Source organism: Rhodopirellula sp. SH410, assembly GCF_055811895.1.
Genome location: NZ_CM147949.1, coordinates 3,132,747 through 3,150,422, shown reverse-complemented (window position 1 = coordinate 3,150,422; position 17,676 = coordinate 3,132,747). Strand labels below are relative to the sequence as shown.

The window sequence follows — 17,676 nt, the reverse complement described above, 5'->3', positions numbered from 1 at the left end:
CGCCCGTGGCAAGTTACAATACAAGCGATTTTCGCAAGGGCCTGAAAATCCAAATCGATGGCGAACCGTACTTGATGACTGAGATGATGTTCGTCAAACCCGGTAAGGGCAACGCCATGTACAAGTGCAAGATGAAAAATCTGATCCGTGGCACCACGCTCGACCGCACCTACAAAGGCGGTGATTCACTTGAATCCGCTGACGTCGAGACCACCTCGGTGCAGTTCCTGTATCGTCAGGCTGAAGACTACGTGTTCATGGACGGGGAAACATTCGAGCAATACGAAGTTTCCTCCGACGTTGCCGGCGACATCTGGAGATACCTCAAAGACGGCATGGAATGCTCGATGACGTTATACAATGGTCAGGCGATCATTGTCGAACCACCCCAGCACGTGCAACTCGAAGTCGTCGAAACGGCCCCCGGCACCAAGGGTGACACCGCCACGAACGTGACGAAGCCCGCGAAAATGGAAACAGGGGCGGAATTCCTCGTGCCTGGATTCATCAAAGAAGGCAACGTCATCAAGATCAGCACGATCACTGGGGAATACGTCGAACGCGTCAGTAACTAGCAAAATCAACTCTTCGTGATCAACAAACGGCACCGGCTGACCCTTGTATCGATGAGCGGTCTGCGGGTGGGTCACGACGAGTTGCTCGCCCGCGGGATGAGCCTACCGGGACTCGCCCGGCGGGCCGCTGCCTTGGCTCAGCTACCACCGCTGGGATTGCTGACGATCGCGGCGACCGCGCCAGCGGACTGGGACGTCGACTTAGTCAGCGACGACGGCGTCGGCGATGAGGCCGATCTTGTCGATCGGATCCTGCAACATCGCCCCCACGTCGTGGCTTTCTCGTGCCTGACGCCCGCAGCGGATCGTGCGGCGCGGATCAGTGAACGGATTGGCCGGCAGGGCCTTAGCGGAAAGCGAATCGTCACAGTCGTCGGTGGACTGCACGCCACCGCGGCACCAGCGTCCTGCGAACGGCACTTCGATGTTGTCGCCTGTGGCGACGGCGAAGTCACGCTGCCAAAGTTGCTGGCCGATTTCGAGGCGGACCGCTTGCAGCGTCGCTACTCGGCCAATGGCACCTATTCGCTCGCCAGGTCACCGACACCACGCTGGGAGTTAATGGGCACCGATGCGCCGCCTCGCTATACCCTGCAGACGATGCGGGGCTGCCCGTGGGCGTGTTCATTCTGCGCCGCCAGTCGTCTGCTGGGGCCAGCACGGACGAAGACCAATGGTCAAATCGAACACGAACTCGCCGCGATCACCGCGATGCAGCCGCGGCCGTGGATCGAACTGGCCGATGACAACACGTTCGCCAGCGACCGCGACCATGGGCCGATGCTTGACGCACTCCGCCAAAGTCGTGCCCGGTGGTTTACCGAGTCGGATTGGCGGATTGCCGAGCGCCCGGAGCTGCTGCGTCAGATAGCGGCGAGCGGATGTCGACAAACATTGATCGGTTTGGAGTCGAGTGTTTTTCGCTATCGAGGAATGGGGGCCAAAACAGCCGCTTGGCAACGCATGATCGATGCCGTCGAGACCATTCAGGCCGCTGGTATTGTGGTCAACGCGTGTTTTATCGTCGGTGCCGATGGCGAAACGGCTGAGTCGATCGAGCGACTCGGTGATTTCTTGGAAACCGCATCGATGGGTGAAGTCCAATTGACGCTGCAAACTCCATTTCCCGGCACCAGCCTCTATCATTCCCTCAAGGCAGCCGACCGGCTCCTGCCGGGAGACTTTTCTCGCTATACGCTGTTCGACGTCGTCTATCAACCGGATCGGATGACAGCCGAGCAGTTGCGGAACGCATTTCACGGTCTCGTATCCCGTGTATTTCGTGAAGAGATGCAGCACAGACGCGACACGATTCAAAAATCCATTCGAGCGATTGCGAGAACACGATGACCACCCTACGACTTCGCGATCCACTGCTGTTCCTGTTCGGCGTGCGATCATCCATCCAGCGCGTGCAGCGTTGCCCGAAAGCAATCTGGTTGGCACTCGCGTTAGTAGCGACGGCCGCACTGGCGCGAGAATATGACGCGGTGAGTTGGCTCCATGATCCGCGGGATCTGACAGCCCCCTTTGCTGCCTCGCTGCTGATTGGTTCCATCATCTTTCTGTTCGTCACGATTGGCTTGGTCTCCATCGGCCGCAGAAGCCAAAACCTGTGGCGCGACTATCGTGTGTTCATGACGGGTTACTGGATGACCGCACCGCTGGCGTGGCTGTACGCGATCCCGATTGAGACCATGACCGATGAAGTGAGCGCATTGAAGTTCAACCTGACGATGCTCTCGATCGTCTCGGTCTGGCGTGTCCTGCTATTCAGTCGCGTCATCGCAATCCAGTTCGCCGTCCCGATGCTCGCAGTGCTGTCGTGGGTGCTGTTGCCATGCATGATGATTGCGTTTGTGGCACTGTTGGCAGCGAATCTATCCATGGTATCCATCATGGGCGGAATTCGTTTGACTCAGGCACAACAGATTTTGGTGGACTATCAGGACAGTGTCCTGATGATCTGTTTTTACGGAGTGATCCCAATGATTGTCATGGGGCTGGCAGCGATCGGTATGCTCCGTGGCAAACATGATCCGGAACACGAACTTCGTGCCCTCGTCGGCAGGATGCATCGGAGGGTGTGGTGGATACCAATCACGGCGACATGTTTGCTGCTGGCCGGCGCCAGCGTATTCCAGCCTCGTTTGTACCGGGCCACCGAGGTCGACATGCTGCTCCGCGATAAAAAAGTCGTCGAGGCCATTGAAATGATGACACGCGATGGCCAAGCTGCCTTTCCAATTGTTTGGGACCCGCCACCCACGTTCCCGGAACGTGACAGTCAATCACCCGCGATTGCCCAACTCATCGCCGGAATCGAGAGCACCCAGTGCCCACGTTGGATCATTGACACATTGATGGTGCAAGCCGACGAGATCGCCTTGCGACAACAGGGGTGGTTTCAAGGTACACAAGAACAGGGATACCTTCAGAGGCATTTCCCCCAGCAGGACCCCCGACTGGTCGAACGCGCGATCGAGTCGCTGCAAGACCTACAGCGGCTGGACATCGGTGATGCGGCCACGATCGCCCATCGCGCCGCGATACTCCAAACACTCGAACAGGTGCGCAAGCAAGCGGAATTCAATGCCGCCGAATCTCGCCGGGAATCCGGCGAAAAGGAGGACTTGTCACCCCTCCAAGCCGACCAAGACTGAGCAGGCGGGAACACCGCCTGCCGGTTAGGGGCAGGCTACGCAAACGCGTTACGGAGCATCGCGAGACTTTTGGGAACCGCGGTCTGGTACGATTCGCTGCCCTCGAATTCGAGCGAAATGTAGCCGCGATAATCGACATCACGGAGGATCTTGGCGACTCGTCCGTAGTCGATGTCGAGCGTGTACCAGGTACCGCCACCGTAGTAGGTTTTTGCCTGAACGAAGACCGCTTCGGGGGCGAGCTGTGCATACTGCTCATACTGGTTTTCCAAAAAGTTGCCAGTGTCCAGCGTCGCACGCAGCCAGGGTGAATTAATCTCACCTAACACTCGAAGTACGCCCGCGGCCGTTCGACCGAGCCCCCAGTGATTCTCCAGCCCGAGCACGACGCCGCACTTCTCAGCAGTTGGTAGACACTTCTCGAATCCTTCGCGGACCCAAGCGAATCCTTCGTCATCGGTATAACCCTCGAGTTGCGGTTCGATGCCCTTGTTCGCCATCAATTCATCGAAGTCACCCGAAGTGCCCCAGCGTCCGGTATTGACGCGAATGGTCGGAATCCCCATCGCGTAAGCCAGCTCGATGCAACGAATCGTGTGGTCAACATTCTTCTGACGCTGCGCCCGATCAGGAGTCACAAATGACTGGTGGGTGGAAAGCCCGCACAAACTCATGCCCCAGCGAAACGCACGCTGCTTGATTCGCTGCAGCGTCGCAGGCGATTGGTCTTCCATCTGAACATGCAAAATTTCGACCGCGTCGAACCCCGTTTCCCCAGCCAGATTCACGCACTCTTCGATCGACAACTTGCTGTCGTCTCGATAACGCCAATACGAATACGTCGAAACAGCAATCGGATTGGGCCGCCGTTCACTAGCATTGGGTAACTCGGGTTCCGTGGCGTTAGCAACCCGTGGCTGACCGAGCCGGTTGCTCAAAATCGAAGCCGTCGCCAATGCGGCGGTGGAGCTAGCGAGTTGTCGACGATTGAGTTGTAAATGGTTCATGAGAGTGATCTCCTCCAAGGCCGCGGTAACGCGGTAAGTAGATGCGTGGGGTGAGCATTTGTATTGTACCAATCGTCACCGCTACCGTTGTTCGGAGGCCATGGTTTCACGGTATGGTTGGACCACCTGGGTGACTGGACCGTTGACCTGATCTCCCATCATATCCTTGCGATTGGCCAACCACAAAAATACGATCGCGGCCAATGGAGCCCCCACGACAGTAACCGCTTGGGCCATGATGATTGTGGGCGTTCGGCCAAAGTCCAGAAGCAGAGCCGCCGGGGACACGACCTTTCCGGTTAACGAAATGAGCGTGGTCATGATGCGAAGCCAGCGGTCGCGTTACCCGACGCCGGGCGGCATTCGGCGTATAATTGCCGGTCGATGTTCGACGGAATCAACAGCCTGTTAGGATAGTGATTCGATGCACACGACCACCAACCGGTTTGTGAGATCGGCGTGAAACAGTGTCCAAGCAAACCGCATGATGATGTCGCCCGCTCTGCTGCGGCGATGTAGGATCGGCGGAGCGATCCACGACTATCCCTTTTAACGAAAGACTCTCATCTTGCCTGACTTGATCGAAACGGAATCGCAACTCGATTCGTTCCTTGCCCAGCCGACCGATGGACTGGTTGAGTTCATGCGTCAGCTCGAAGGCGATCTCATTATCTTGGGGATCGCAGGGAAGATGGGCGTTAGCCTCGGACAATTGGCCGTGGCGGCGATCGAGAAAGCGGGCGTTCCCAAAAACGTCTACGGCGTTGCGAGATTTTCGGCCCCCGATGCTCGCGATCGCTTGGAATCCGCCGGAGTCAGGACCATCCAGTGCGACCTGTTGGACCGTGACGCGGTCGCCAAGCTTCCCAAGGTCCGCAATGTCTTATTCATGGCAGGACGCAAGTTCGGCACCGGTGGCGACGAACCTCTGACGTGGGCAATGAATACGATGGCGCCGGCAAATGTCGCCGACCACTTTCGTGACTCCCACATCGTTGCGTTCTCGACCGGTTGTGTTTACCCCCTGGCTCGCGCCGGCAGTGCACCAGACGAGAGTATCCCGCCGGCACCGATCGGCGAGTACGCTCAGTCGTGCTTGGGCCGCGAACGGATGTTTGAGTACGCGAGCAACGCGTGGGGAACGCCGGTTTGTCTGTACCGGTTGAACTACGCCATCGATCTTCGCTACGGTGTGTTGCACGACATCGCTACAAAAATCTGGCATGACCAGCCTGTCGACGTTTCGGCGCCGGCCTTCAACATCATCTGGCAGGGCGATGCCAATCGTCAGGCATTGACGTGCCTAGGACACTGCACGACGCCGGCAAACATTATTAATGTGACCGGGCCTGAAACGCTCGCGACCGAAGACGTCGCTCGTCAACTGGGCGAGTTGCTCAATAAGCCAGCCCGATTCTCGACAAGGTCGGGCGACGCGTCCTATTTGAGCGATAGCTCCCAGGCGAGAAAGCTGTTCGGCCCACCATCGGTCAGCGCCGAACAACTCATTCGTTGGCAGGCTCATTGGATCGAGTCGGGCGGTCGTTCGCTGGGCAAGCCAACCCATTTTGAAGTTAGTGACGGAGCCTATTGATTCATGAATATCAGCGACCTGCCCACCATGGTCCGCTCACGTGTACGCAAAGGGATGGTGATCCCGGCGCAACCTCTCGCACTGAACGCCAATCGACAATTCGACCCGCGACGCCAAACAGCTTTAACGCGTTACTACATCGACGCAGGCGTGGGAGGGATCGCGGTCGGTGTTCATTCGACTCAATTCGAAATCCGAGATCCGGCGATCGGATTATTTGAACCGGTGCTGCGACTCGCATCGGAGGTCATTGATGAGTACGCCGGTTCCCAAGGCAGGGAACTGTTCAAAGTCGCGGGCGTCTGCGGGAAGACGTCTCAAGCGATCCGCGAAGCGGAGTTCGCTGTGTCGCAGCGATATCATGCTTGTTTGTTGAGCCTGGCAGCGATGGCGGACAACAGCATCGACGATTTGGTCGCGCACTGCCGAGAAGTCGCCGAAGTCATGCCGGTCGTCGGTTTCTATCTGCAACCCGCCGTCGGGGGTCGCGTATTGCCATATCGCTTCTGGCGCGAGTTTGCGGAAATTGGCAACGTACTTGCGATCAAGCTGGCACCCTTTAATCGCTATCAGACATTGGATGTCGTTCGCGCCGTTTGTGATGCAGGTCGGGAGGATACGATCACTCTCTATACCGGCAATGACGACAACATCATCGCTGACCTGTTGACTCCCTATCGCATCGTCACGGCAACCGGGGTCAAGTCGGTCCGCATTCGTGGTGGACTGCTCGGGCACTGGAGCGTATGGACGCGTACGGCCGTCGAGCTGCTCAAGGAAATCCACGGGGTACTCGATCGCGGCGGAGACCTCCCCTGTGAACTGCTCCGCCGGAACGTCGAAGTGACCGATTGCAACGCAGCCTTCTTTGATGCTGCGAACGACTTTGCCGGCTGTATCCCTGGAATCCACGAAGTCTTGCGGCGGCAGGGTTTATTATCGGGAACGTGGTGCCTGAACCCCGATGAGGTGCTCTCGCCAGGTCAATCGGAGGAAATCGATCGCGTGATTGCCGCGTATCCACATCTGAGCGACGATGCATTTGTGCGTGAGAATCGAGACCATTGGCTAACGGCGCACGAAGAAAACTGACGTAGCTACGCTCGCCAGAGCGTGGGGCCACCGTCTGGCGACGGGAGTGGGGGGCAGTGATGTTGTCTCGCTGCAACCGAACCACACCATTGTTTTGATTCACTTTGCCGGGAGCATCCCGCTGCCGGTGCCACTCGATTCCGTGCTCACCAGACCTCGGGTATGAAGGTTTGATCGTCATGGGGCGTGCGCATGTAACCACCTTCGTGGGGACGATCTCCCAGTTCCGGGGGAACGGGCGTCAAATCTTTGTATTGGATCATACTCAGCAGATGCGAAATGCAATTCAGTCTCGCACACTTTTTCACGTCAGCTTTGACCACGTGCCATGGTGCTTGTTTGATGTCGGTATGAGCGAACATGGTGTCCTTTGCGCGAGAATATTCAATCCAGCGGGATCGTGACTCGACGTCCATCGGGCTGAGTTTCCAGCTGCGCGTTGGATCATTCATCCGCTTTTGAAATCGACTCTCTTGCTCTTTATCGCTTACTGAAAACCAGTACTTGATCAAGATGATTCCCGAGCGAACCAACATGCGTTCGAACTCTGGACATGATCGCAGAAACTCTTGGTACTGCTTGTCGCTACAGAACCCCATCACGTGTTCGACGCCCGCGCGGTTGTACCAGCTGCGATCAAACAGGACGATTTCGCCGGCCGCCGGTAGATGAGCGACATATCTCTGGAAATACCAACTGGTGGTTTCTCGCTCGGTTGGTCGTCCCAACGCAACGACGCGGCAGATCCGCGGATTGAGGCACTGAGTGATCCGTTTAATCGTGCCACCTTTCCCCGCGGCATCACGTCCCTCGAATACGACGACGACTTTCAGTTTCTCGTGCTTCACCCACTCCTGCATCTTGACCAGTTCCACGTGCAGTCGCCTGAGTTCTTTCTTGTACGACTTGCTGTCAATTCGATGCTTCGGTGCGACCACATCGCCGGTGCCGAGGAGCAACCCATCGGATCTCGATTGATCGAGTTGATCGATGCGTCTACTCTCATTTGTACTTTGCTTGTTCACGTGAGCACCTTTGAATCATGGCGTAGCAGTTTAGGAGCGGAAAATAAGTGGTCGAACGCTCCGCGGTCAGAATGATTGACCGCGGAGCGTTCGACCACAATTTCAGACAGTCATTTTCCGCTCATTCCTTCATTCGCGACAGCGGATGAATCCGGCTGGACGCTGCATTCACCAGAACGTAGATTCCAACGTCTGATGACGGTAGCCGCCGTGGATTCAACGCGTTTCATTGTCTCGCTGTCGCCTCGCTATTGGACACCTCGCCGCTGGGACCCAAGAGTGCACCAACAGCAATTTACCGCTAGTTTACACGAAAGTAGCATGGGGCATGCATCGTAGGGTGTGCTTGTCAGTGGCAACCAGATCGAGGAGGTCGTGGTGCGATCGAAGTACCGAGATGGCCCGTGACTGCTCGCGCGGCGATTCGCATCGCATGAAGAATACCGATGTAGCTACGCTCGCGAGAGCGTGGAGGGACCACCGTCTGGCGGCGGTGGCTACGGGAGAATTCGTCAGTTGTTGATCACGCGATGCTTGGCTGCCGCCGTACCGCTCAGGTCGATCGCATTGGATCAACGGGTGCAGGCGGACGGTGGAAGTGGGCTATCCCAACAGACTCAGCAGACGCTGTGTTTCCGAAGACCGGTCGAAATACCAGTCTTTGGCGAGGACGAATGTGATCTGCCAGCCGAACTCGTGGAGTAGCTGGGGGCGTTGGACGTCGCGCTCGAACGGGTCGGATTCTCGATATGTGGCGTCGTCCAATAGAATTCCTAAGCGGTAGGTTTCGTCATCGCTGCCCCGGACTGCGATGTCGACACGAAAGTGGCTTTGACCGACATCGAGGTCCACGTGCCACCCCGCCTCTCGTATCGCTGCGGCAATCTGTTCCTTCAAGACGCTGTCGCTGATTTCGGGTTCAATTCCAGATCGGGCACGTTGGCGACCAATGCGTCTGAGCAAGCGTGATGCTTGCTCGGTGCGACGATCCGAGATCGCTTCCGCGTACTGCAAGTAGTCCTGCAACGTCGCTGCTCCGTTGTTGTAATCGTTCGTGATCGCGCTGTACTTGATGCTGGTCACGATAGCCATGTGATGTTTGGCGCGACTGAACGCCACATTCAATCGTTTCTCACCGCCACTTTTATTGATCGGACCGAAATTCATTCGCACTTTGCCGTGCGGATCGGGGCCGTAGCAGATGCTCATGATGACGATGTCCCGCTCGTCGCCCTGAATGTTCTCGAGATTCTTGACGAGTAGACCAACAAACTGGCCGTCGTCTTCCCGCACCAGCTCTGCATCCAACTTCTCTGCAAACTCGCTGTCCTGTTCCGCTAAGCGTGATAGGGCCGATTCAATTTCGGACTGCTGTGCTTCGGAGAACGCGATCACGCCAATCGTGGGATGAGGTGGCAGTGATTTGGGAAGACTGCCCGTGGCGTTTCCCCGATTCGGTTGATGTGGGTTCGGCCCGTTGGTGTCCGAGTTCGACGTCACACCGCACAACAGCTCGCGCACCAGAGCGGCAATATGCTCGGCTTCGCAGCGGTTCCGACGGTTCTCGTAACATCCTTCCTCCATGAAATGGAAGCTGATCGGTTTGCCTCGCAATCTCTCTTCGGGAACCGTAAGCAAACGACCGTTGTAAAATCGCCAATTCGAAAAGCTGATCAGCGACTCGCTGCGGCTGCGGTAGTGCCAACCGAGCATGGTCGAGGGCAAATTACGATCGGCAAAGTCCAAGAAGCTGGCCGATGACAGGTCGTATTGAACATCGTCGCCTTCTCCATCACGAACAGCAAACTCGTTGTCTTCGTCATCAGCCGCCTGGGAACTCGAGAAGAAGTTAGAGGGCGGTAGCTGCATCTGATCGCCCACGACAATGCTTTGACGCCCGCGACAGAGCGCCGGGACCGCTTCTTCCAGCGTGACCTGACTCGCTTCATCAAAGATCACCACGTCGACATCGTCGTCCAGCGGCAGGGTGTCCGAGACGCTGAGCGGACTCATTAACCAAACGGGCTTCAGATCGACAATCACCTCGCGAGTCTCACCTGAGAGCAGCATCCGAATCGGCTTGTAGCGCATCTGCTTGCCGAACTCATGCTCCAGCTCACGGCGACCTTTTTGATAGGTCTTACGCCATTGCTTCTGTTCGCGTGAATCCAGCGACGGATCCTCCGCTCGCTGAACATGGTCCATGAACCGCTTGGCGACCTGTCGCAACACCTCGCCGCTGTTGGATTGCAACCATTGGTCGTACAACGTGCCGAGCCGTTGAGCGTGGGAGTCACGAGTGCCACCCGAGAACGATTCGGCAGTCGGATTGCGGCGTAGTTGTCGTTGGTAGGTCTCGTCGACGATCGCCCATTCCAATGCGGCGTGCGTGACGGGTAGCCGCCGCAACGCCCACACCAACCGCTCGGGCATCGGCTGAAGCGATTCCAAGACGGTCAAGAAACGCGGGACTTGGTCGAGCGAGTTCTGCATTTGAGAGAGCCTTTGACTCAGCTCCGGTAGCGATAGATCTCGCCACGCTTCACAAGTCGAATCCAGCGATTGTTGCACGCTGGTGAGTCGTTCGCTCGCGGCGGCAATCTGCTCGAGCGTGTCACCCGCGTCCTCGGACTCGAGCATCCGCTCGTGAAGCTGAGTCCGCAACTCCGGTTGTTCCGACAGCAACTCCCGCACACGGGCGATGCGGTCCTGCCAATGCAGAGGATCTCCACTCAGGCCATAGTCGTCTTGCAGTTTCTGCACCCGCACTTCGACGGCTCTGGCATGGTCGTGCTCGCTTCGCAGTTGTTCCAAAACGGCGACCCAAGAGGGGCGGATCGCATGACGCGAAAAGTCGTAGGTTCGGTTGAGCAGTGCACGCAATCGCCACCAACGCGGGCTGAACAGATTCGTCAGTTGGCCTTCGGTCTGCTGAGCGATCGACAGCGCGATGTCGGTATCATCAGGAGACAGCTTTTCACGCCAGTTTGCGTTCGCCGCAGAGGATTCGTCCGCATTGTCTCGCAGTCGTTTGAGGTTGCGAAGTTTCTGCGCCAGCGACCGGGCGGTTTTGCTATTTTTTTCGACCGCGGCGAGTAAGTCGGCTCCGGCCAGCGGAGCGGCTGTTTCGGCGTAGTCGATGGTTGCCCGTGCGATCTCAAATGATTGCCAAACCGCAGGAGACAGCCCTAGCGTCTCAAATTTCTTGAGCAGCTGATCGAGTGATTGCTGGGCTACGGTTAGCTCGCGGGTCACGCGGGCGAGTGGTTCTGAATCGATCGCGAGGTCACAACGTAGAATCGATAGTGGGTGTTTTGCCAGGATGCCATCAGGTTGAATGGGCCGTAGCCGAGCGGCCAGCGCATCAATGGCAGCGTTGTTGTTTCGCCAGTCTGCATAGGGAGGCAATCGTTCGCGGTCCAAGTCCGTGAGCGTTGGCTGTTCGGCGTCTGGAACGACAGAGCGAGACAGTTCAGTACCGGAATGCTGCGGAGTTGAGGGTTCCGACTGCGCCGTGTTCGGCCACGATGGCGAACCGCTCACTGCCGTACGTTGAATGGCGGGGGCCAACTGTAAACAGCGATCGAGTAGTTCCATCATCGAGAGGCCGGCCTCCTCCAGCGGTGAATTCATGACCTCATCGATCTGCTGCAAATGAGCCAGCTCGCCGCTCATGTCATCCGCCAGCTTGGTACGCGTCGTGCGGGACCGCTTGGATGTCGTGTTGGTCTGCAGGAATGCTTCGTAGGTGGCCTTCAAATCGTGGACGAAATCCTTTTTGTCGGCTTGCGCATCATGAATCAAACAGCACAACGGGCCCAGGCCGATTGCTTTCAAACGCGAGAACACAACATCGATCGCTGCGCGTTTCTCACAAACGAACAGCACACGTTGGCCGCGTGCGACGTAGTCCGCAATCAAATTCGTGATCGTTTGCGACTTGCCCGTGCCGGGCGGTCCCTGGATGATGTAGTTGCGTCCCTCACGTGCTTCGCTGACCGCTTGCGCCTGGGTCGGATCGCATGGCACCACGTCGAACCGTTGGTTCACAGGAAGTTCCGTCGGCAAAGGCCGTGTCACATCCCGTGGTACCGGCGAGAACAACGCATCGAATGCGGCGTTTTCGATCCCGTCGCGAACCATGGCGTCGTAATCACGCACTAAGGACATGCGGCGATACCGGAACGACGCCAGAGTGATGTTGCACAGATCGATTTGCCAGTGATACGGATTGTCGCTGCCGCCTTCCTTCCATCGGTAAAACGTCTTTTCCGTCTCGTCGCCTGTGGGAGCTTCATTCATGGATCGCTGAGACGCCGCTCGTTCCTGCGCCGGATCCGTTGTCGGCGTTTGACTCGAATCGTCACGTCCAGGCGATTGTGCCATGGAATAGCGTCGCGCCGGGATCTCCTTTCGAGTGATCGCCTCGAGATTCGTAGTCGGCTGACGAATTTTCGCTTCGAACAACCGCACGCCAAGCGGATGGTAGTTCGCCGGATCATAGCTGTACTGCAGCTCCCCGAACTGCCGTACCCCACGACCACTGACGCGAGCACGACGCTGGTACTGTTGCAAGCGTTTCTGCGCCTTCGCGCGGATCAATTCGATCTGCGGTCGTTCGACAATCGACAACTCGACGGACGTGTCACTGGCGGCGATCGCGGTCCGCAGTCGCTCGGCCAATGCCGCAATCGCTCCACCTTGGAGCGGAATCGTTTCCGGCAACTCGATTCCGTACAACTGGTGCATCATATGGCGTAGCACCGGGTTCACTTCCGCGTCGGAATCAGTGGCTTCCAAGAAATAGGTATCGCGAACGCCCTTCTTCTTCCTCAGGATCACGCTCACCAAAACGAGCGGCGAGTTGTACTTTTCGGGCGTCTTACTGGTCGCCTTCACGTCCGTCCAATTGAGGAACGCCATTGCCAGCCGCAGGCCCCCGAATCCGTACTCCGCGCGGTCACGTCGGTCGTCGGTGATGATGCGTTCGAACACGCTGGCGGCGTACAGAACCTCTTGGAAATTGATGAAACTGGACAGCGAGACGGCCTTGCCCGCCCCCAATCGCCGGAGCATCGAATCGTCAGCAATCAGCAGCTTCTTCAAATCGATTTTGCTGGGGTCCAACGACAGCGGCACCGAAGCCTGCGTCAGATTGATCGTCGCCATCGTCGGCGAGAAGTGCAGCAGTCGATTGCGGCGAGTGATCTCAAAGAGACGACGACGCAATCGATCGAGAATTGCTGTGGAACGTGTTTGCTCAGCCGTTGGTTCCGCATCGAGAGGAAGGTCCACGTCGAACCCAGCGGACACATCACGATAATTCTGCAACGTCAGAACCAACGACGGCAGATCCTGGACACGCCGCGACCGATGCAGCTCCGTCATCCGGTAGATCGCTCTCGCGAGCACGGGGTGCAATGATTCCTTCAGCGCGAATAGGTTGCCCCGGTGCGTGGCAAAACGATGGACCTGCTCGAGGTCGCGAAAGTCGATTCCGCATGCGAGACTCGCCAACAGCTGTCCCAGACTCAAGACATCGGTCAGCGGATCGTGATGCTCTACCAAGTGCTCCCAGGTTACGAACCCATTGACGTACACCGGTCGTTTGACCACTTCACCGGCATCCGCCACACGTTGATCGAGGAATTGTGGTTGCCCCTGGGCACCAATGACTTGGGCCATGTCATCCACGATCTCCATCGTCGCCGTATCAGCCGCTTCGATGTTTTGAATCGGTGCGATATTACGTCGCAACGGCTGCTGCTCGGCAACGGGAAAGAAAAGACGGCCCGCGTTGACGCGGAGCGACGCGAGTCCTTCGAGCGGGGCCACCTGGCCTGCGGCATGCGTGCCAATGCATTGCTGCATCAGCGACACGATCGCTGCGAGAACATCTTCCGTCGGCAGGCCACCATCAGCGATTGCCGCATCCAACAGCGCATCGATCGTTGACACATCCGCTTGCTCGCTCATTTCGGATCCACCTTCGCCAACAAGTCTTGTTTGTTCTTGTCAAGTTCGTTCCATTGCTTGACTCGCATCTTCAATTCTTTGCGAGCGATCTCACGTAGTGCGTCGCTGATCGAGAACCGTTCCGCGAGGTCCATTGCCGACGCCAGCGGAATGTTTTCCAGCTCTCGATCGGTGGTGGCGAAATCAAGCAACAGGTACGCGAAGAATTCTTGAATCGAGGGCGCTAGTTTGCTGATCTTCCACGCCAGGCTTTTCAAGTCGTCGGCGGACAGCGTCGTCCACTCGTACTGATCGAAAAACAGACGTGCGTGCGCCAGAGACGCGTCGCTGCGCATCCAATCGTGCCGCAGAATCGCGTCGAGCGTTCGTCGCGTGAGCTGTCCGATTCGCTCCCGCTGAATCAAATCCATCTGGTCGAGATCCGCGTCGCGACCGATCATTGTGTCCACTTCAGCATGGACGGTTTCCGATGAGTCGGACCACAGTTTCAGTGAACGAGCGCGGATGAACAGTTCCGGATGAGTCACTTGATCGGACTTGACCGAACCGGTGGCAAAGATCTCGTCAGCCTGAGCCAGATAGCTGTCAGGATCGACCTCGCTGGCCTGTGTCCCGACTTTCAGTAACGAAGCGATCGCTGGCAACGGATCGCCGAGCACATGGCTGGCGACACGATCACAGAAAATCTCGGTGTACAAGCGTCGCAGTCGATCCGATTGGACGTGCGCCACCGCAGCGTTGGCGTCGTCGCAAAGGGCATCCAACAGTCGTAGAGTGGTGCGGTGACAGCAATCATCCATCTGCCATAGCAGCACGTGCCCCAGTTCATGAGCCAACACCGCCGTCAATTCATCGTCATTGAATTCCTTCAGCAGCGGTCCCTCGATCAGCAGATGAGCATGGTCAAGGATCGGTACCGCCGCCGCGTTCCAGCCCTGCGGATTCTGCGTTTGGTACAGCGTTACGGGAATGTTGACCTGGAGTTTGTCGGCGACCATGTCCGCGAGCCCATACAATCGTTCGTTCTTGTCTCGATCGATCCGCACAGTTGTCCGAAGTAAATCCAGGCGAATCGACTCGGCATCGTCTCTCGCAAAGCGATCCGAGTGCATCCACTGCCAAGCATCCGGCATGTGGGTCTGCAAGAAAGCAGCCAGCTCGTTTAAGTACGGTGGAACCAGGGCGTCCATCGCCAAAGTCTCGCCCACAGCTGTGTTCTTTTCCGTTTCCATGCTGAAATGCTAGCGAAACTTCGAACGCAAAAACAGGATAGACCTTGGGGGGGCCCGATTGGGTATAAAGATACCTGAGCTCGGATGTTCAGTCGGTCCGAGGTTCCATTCAATCTGTACCCCGTTTCAAAAAGGCCGATTCATTGAAACCTCTTTTGCAGAAACCTCGCTTCGGGCTGGCTTGGACCAGTCTGTGGGCCGTCGCGATCGGCGGATTATTGCTCGCAGTAGGGATCATGAACGGGCCTGACTCGACGCTTGTCGTGATCGGAGGCGTCTACCTGCTGATCGGAATCCTGATTTGGCAGGAACTCAGCATTGGACTGTGGGCGGGGTTCCTGGCTTTTGGCGTCATGGCCGTGCTGCACGCAGTCCGCATGTTGGGCGATTTCCATTGGCGTTTCCTCGTCTATTGCTTGGCCTTCGCCCAACTCAGCTATGAATCCTTTCAGGGGCTCAGGCAACTGCGAGCACCCGAAATGTTCGGTCACCCACGCTCCCGATCGGACACGCAATTGAATCCTGAGAATGAAGATTCCGAGGACGACAAGCCGATGATCTCGCTGGTGTTATTGCAGCGAAAACAGAAATACCTGGAAGACATCATCTTAACCAAGCTCGTCGAAGCGTCCTGGGGAGGCGACTACTCCAGTGCAAGCGATACCGACGAAAACGAGGATGAGGAGACTTCGTCGGGCGATGGGTTCGTGGTCGGTGAGAGTCCGCTCTTTGTGATCAAAGCTCCCACAGGCATGTACTTGGTCCACAATATGGATACGGACTACTGGGAGCAAAAGGCGGACGTCGTCGAAGCGATCGGTGAACTCCGATTACGCAAAGCGGTGGAAGATCATCACGCTTGGGTGTCTGTTGATTTACTCACTCCGGGGGATGAACACCCCGATATGCGGGAGGCGTACCTGACAGTTGCCCAACTGCTCGTGGCGCTAGCCGACGAAGATACCCTGGCCGTCGTGCGGCCTGAATCGATGGACATCAACGTTTGGTCAGACGAGGTGGCCGACCGATTGCTGACGCCGGGAGCGTATGAAGAACTCTCGCATCAAGACAACGTGCCGGTGATCCAGATCGCCGACGATGATCCTGCGATGCAAGCGGCCGTCGCCACCGCCCGGCAGCGATGGCCCGAGTTTGTCGCCGCGTTCGAAAAGAGCGGAGGGCGACCCGACCCAGGCGATGATGCGAAGTTTGTGGTCAAGGCTCGTCTCACCGAGGGCGATTCCACCGAATTCATTTGGGTCAATGTGATCGGGCTCGAACCCAAGTACGTGCACGGCAAACTCGCCAACGATCCGGTCGACTTAGGTGACCTCACGCTCGGCAGCCAAGTCGAATTCCCAATCCAAGATGTTTGCGATTGGTGCTACTTCGACAACGACCAGCCCGTAGGCTTGTTCAGCCTCGAGGCGATTCGCCAGAGCCAACAGGACGATGAAACGATGGAATAAAAGCGATTATGTCGCTGTATGAGATTCCACCGTTGCGGCGGCGGCGCGTTCAATCGGACTGAGTTGGCGAGAAGAACGGGAAGAGCTGTTTGATTTCATCATCAGACGGTTGGTGGCCGTATTCGCAAATCTCAAACACTTCGGCGTACTTAACAGCGTTTCCGCGTTCTTCCCCATACCAACGGACAAGCGTATCGCGATAGTTTTCCGCTTCGTTTCCGGACCGATTGTCCCAGGTTTTTCGGACTTCAGCTAACCGCAGATCTCTCATTCGAGCTGGCGGCGAGTTGGCGGCGATGTCTGCATTGCCGAGTGCACCGCCGTCGAACACCTGTGACTCCAGTTCGGCGATGGCTTTGACTTTCGTTTCAAACACCTCGTCAATCGAGACAGCGATATCGGGCGTGAAGGGGTATGGCTTTTTAAAGCGGTCGCTGGCGTACAGGAAGACCGGATTCTTCTGCAGGGGCGGTGTGTCAGGACAAAAGAATGGCACCGTGACCATGAACGAAGCGTCCTGCACCAGGACGCCGACGTAACGATGATCGGGATGATAATCCCACGGGCGATGAGCAATCACCACGTCGGCGTTCCATTCGCGGATGAGCCGCGTGATCGCGCGACGATTCTCCAGTGTCGGCATCAACTCACCGTCGTGGATGTCCATGACTTCCGAGGTCGTGCCCAAAATCTCAGCGGCTTTGCGAACCTCCTCCGTTCGGCGCTTCGCTAGGGCGCCGCCGGACATCGCCCAATGCCCGATGTCCCCGTTGGTCACCGAAACCAATTTCACATGATGACCGAGTTTCGACCACATCGCACCGCAGCCACCGGCGCGATATTCGGCATCATCGGGATGCGCACCGAAGACGATGATTCGCAATTTGCCGTCATCCTCTGCAATGTCGTCGGCGACGGCAACGGAGGACGCGAGTGTGATGGCGGTGAGTAAACAGAGTAGGAAACGCATGGCGATTCTCCTTGGGATGAAGTGAGTTGTTCAGTGACTTGTCTTGCTAGCCGCGGGCCGCTCCACCTATCCA

12 protein-coding genes are annotated in these 17,676 nt (G+C 57.2%); 6 read left to right on the top strand and 6 right to left on the bottom strand.

Translation table 11 applies throughout. The annotated features are described in order from the left end of the window. The first annotated feature begins 5 nt into the window (after nucleotides 1-5). The 3 genes from efp to SH410x_RS11475 are packed head-to-tail and all read left to right on the top strand — an operon-like array spanning nucleotide 6 to nucleotide 3,238. Nucleotides 6-575 (top strand): elongation factor P, encoded by a 570-nt coding sequence (gene efp / locus SH410x_RS11485; RefSeq protein WP_473676633.1) that lies wholly within the window; start codon nucleotides 6-8, stop codon nucleotides 573-575. 15 nt (nucleotides 576-590) lie between these two features. Continuing rightward, the gene (locus SH410x_RS11480) at nucleotides 591-1,925 is read left to right on the top strand and encodes a B12-binding domain-containing radical SAM protein (protein ID WP_473676632.1); all 1,335 of its coding nucleotides are present in this window, start codon (nucleotides 591-593) and stop codon (nucleotides 1,923-1,925) included. Then, entirely contained in the window at nucleotides 1,922-3,238 is a 1,317-nt protein-coding gene (locus SH410x_RS11475; RefSeq protein ID WP_473676631.1) for a hypothetical protein, read from the top strand. The genes SH410x_RS11480 and SH410x_RS11475 overlap by 4 nt, the downstream gene beginning before the upstream one ends. Before the next feature lie 35 nt (nucleotides 3,239-3,273). Here the strand turns inward: SH410x_RS11475 and SH410x_RS11470 are convergent, their stop codons facing one another. Together SH410x_RS11470 and SH410x_RS11465 are read right to left on the bottom strand one after the other, a co-directional pair. Next, nucleotides 3,274-4,245 carry a sugar phosphate isomerase/epimerase family protein gene (locus SH410x_RS11470; protein ID WP_473676630.1) on the bottom strand — a complete coding sequence of 324 codons (972 nt, stop codon included), beginning with the start codon at nucleotides 4,243-4,245 and terminating at the stop codon, nucleotides 3,274-3,276. An 81-nt stretch (nucleotides 4,246-4,326) separates the two neighbouring features. Then, nucleotides 4,327-4,566, bottom strand: coding sequence for a divalent metal cation transporter (locus SH410x_RS11465; RefSeq protein ID WP_473676629.1), 240 nt, complete (start codon nucleotides 4,564-4,566; stop codon nucleotides 4,327-4,329). A gap of 247 nt (nucleotides 4,567-4,813) precedes the next feature. Between SH410x_RS11465 and SH410x_RS11460 the strand changes: the two genes are divergently transcribed. Both SH410x_RS11460 and SH410x_RS11455 read left to right on the top strand, forming a co-directional pair. Next, nucleotides 4,814-5,839, top strand: a complete 1,026-nt coding sequence (locus SH410x_RS11460; protein WP_473676628.1) for an NAD-dependent epimerase/dehydratase family protein — start codon at nucleotides 4,814-4,816, stop codon at nucleotides 5,837-5,839. Nucleotides 5,840-5,842: 3 nt separating this feature from the next. Continuing rightward, complete coding sequence (locus SH410x_RS11455; protein ID WP_473676627.1) at nucleotides 5,843-6,931, top strand: dihydrodipicolinate synthase family protein; 1,089 nt, start codon at nucleotides 5,843-5,845, stop codon at nucleotides 6,929-6,931. Nucleotides 6,932-7,077: 146 nt separating this feature from the next. On the opposite strand, the gene ppk2 is transcribed toward SH410x_RS11455, so the two are convergent. The 3 genes from ppk2 to SH410x_RS11440 form a co-directional block, all read right to left on the bottom strand. Beyond that, nucleotides 7,078-7,956 carry a polyphosphate kinase 2 gene (gene ppk2 / locus SH410x_RS11450; protein ID WP_473676626.1) on the bottom strand — a complete coding sequence of 293 codons (879 nt, stop codon included), beginning with the start codon at nucleotides 7,954-7,956 and terminating at the stop codon, nucleotides 7,078-7,080. 603 nt (nucleotides 7,957-8,559) lie between these two features. Continuing rightward, the gene (locus SH410x_RS11445; protein WP_473676625.1) at nucleotides 8,560-13,932 is read right to left on the bottom strand and encodes an AAA domain-containing protein; all 5,373 of its coding nucleotides are present in this window, start codon (nucleotides 13,930-13,932) and stop codon (nucleotides 8,560-8,562) included. Then, nucleotides 13,929-15,164: a M48 family metalloprotease gene (locus tag SH410x_RS11440; RefSeq protein ID WP_473676624.1), complete on the bottom strand. Its 1,236-nt coding sequence runs from the start codon at nucleotides 15,162-15,164 to the stop codon at nucleotides 13,929-13,931. The genes SH410x_RS11445 and SH410x_RS11440 overlap by 4 nt, the downstream gene beginning before the upstream one ends. A gap of 143 nt (nucleotides 15,165-15,307) precedes the next feature. On the opposite strand from SH410x_RS11440, the gene SH410x_RS11435 reads away from it, so the two are divergent. Further along, nucleotides 15,308-16,633 carry a DUF2314 domain-containing protein gene (locus tag SH410x_RS11435; protein ID WP_473676623.1) on the top strand — a complete coding sequence of 442 codons (1,326 nt, stop codon included), beginning with the start codon at nucleotides 15,308-15,310 and terminating at the stop codon, nucleotides 16,631-16,633. Nucleotides 16,634-16,682: 49 nt separating this feature from the next. Here the strand turns inward: SH410x_RS11435 and SH410x_RS11430 are convergent, their stop codons facing one another. Then, nucleotides 16,683-17,603: a PIG-L deacetylase family protein gene (locus SH410x_RS11430; protein ID WP_473676622.1), complete on the bottom strand. Its 921-nt coding sequence runs from the start codon at nucleotides 17,601-17,603 to the stop codon at nucleotides 16,683-16,685. Between the last annotated feature and the right edge of the window lie 73 nt (nucleotides 17,604-17,676).

What these genes read in the sequence shown, in the direction of transcription:
- SH410x_RS11475 (WP_473676631.1), top strand. Translation starts at nt 1,922, where the DNA reads ATGACCACCCTACGACTTCGCGATCCACTGCTGTTCCTGTTCGGCGTG.
- SH410x_RS11455 (WP_473676627.1), top strand. Translation starts at nt 5,843, where the DNA reads ATGAATATCAGCGACCTGCCCACCATGGTCCGCTCACGTGTACGCAAA.
- SH410x_RS11430 (WP_473676622.1), bottom strand. Translation starts at nt 17,603, where the DNA reads ATGCGTTTCCTACTCTGTTTACTCACCGCCATCACACTCGCGTCCTCC.
- SH410x_RS11465 (WP_473676629.1), bottom strand. Translation starts at nt 4,566, where the DNA reads ATGACCACGCTCATTTCGTTAACCGGAAAGGTCGTGTCCCCGGCGGCT.
- SH410x_RS11470 (WP_473676630.1), bottom strand. Translation starts at nt 4,245, where the DNA reads ATGAACCATTTACAACTCAATCGTCGACAACTCGCTAGCTCCACCGCC.
- SH410x_RS11440 (WP_473676624.1), bottom strand. Translation starts at nt 15,164, where the DNA reads ATGGAAACGGAAAAGAACACAGCTGTGGGCGAGACTTTGGCGATGGAC.
- SH410x_RS11445 (WP_473676625.1), bottom strand. Translation starts at nt 13,932, where the DNA reads ATGAGCGAGCAAGCGGATGTGTCAACGATCGATGCGCTGTTGGATGCG.